Raw genomic sequence first — 806 nt, forward strand, 5'->3', positions numbered from 1 at the left:
GTCCTGCTTTTTTTGATTGTTCTTTTTTCCTGAAAGTAGCCAGGCGAATGCCTGCTACTTTCAAGAGGTTGTGGGCCAATGCCACGATTCCAAACTCTATATGTACCTTATCCAGTCCCCGTAATGACCACCTGCGGAACGACCGATTGCCCTTGATGTGGCCAAAGACGCTTTCCACTTCGACTTTACGTCGGGCATAGATCGCGGCTTTTTCCTCACATTCAAGGGCGGCTTTTGCTTTGGCCTTCATTTCTTCATAGATCGTGTTCCAATGCACCTGGCGGTTCCCTTTCGCTTTGGTGCACTGGGTTTTAAACGGGCAATCGGTACAATCTTCGCATTCATAAATCTTGAAACTTTGTTCCAGACCGGATCGGTTCTTTTTCTTCAGATAGTTCTTAAACAGTACCTTTCGGCCATTGGGACAGATAAACCAATCATCAAGTTCCTCATACACCCAGTTCTTTGCGTTTTTGATCTCGTTTTTATAACTTCGGGTTTGTTCCTTCATATAGCTTCCATAGGGAATCAGAAATTCGAATCGCGGTTCTGTTTCTTCTCCGACCGCAAATAAATAGTTCTCTTCACTACCATAACCGGCATCCGCAATCACGGTTTTTGGCATCGGTAAAGAAGACGCGGCCAGTTTCTCAAAATGAGGAATGAAACACCGCGTATCTGTCGGGCGCTGATGAAGGGAATAAAACAAAACAAATTGGTTCTCAGTCGCCATTTGTACGTTATAACCGGGTTTTAGCTGGCCGTTCTTCATATGGTCTTCTTTCATACGCATAAAGGTGGCGTCA

General features: G+C 45.0%; 1 protein-coding gene. It reads right to left on the reverse strand.

The window, feature by feature from the left end; genetic code table 11:
• Positions 1-806 (reverse strand): transposase (locus QYB97_RS25070; protein ID WP_301168717.1); only part of this gene is annotated, 806 nt, incomplete at both ends.

This window comes from Fictibacillus fluitans (genome assembly GCF_030418125.1).
Classification (GTDB): domain Bacteria; phylum Bacillota; class Bacilli; order Bacillales; family Fictibacillaceae; genus Fictibacillus_C; species Fictibacillus_C fluitans.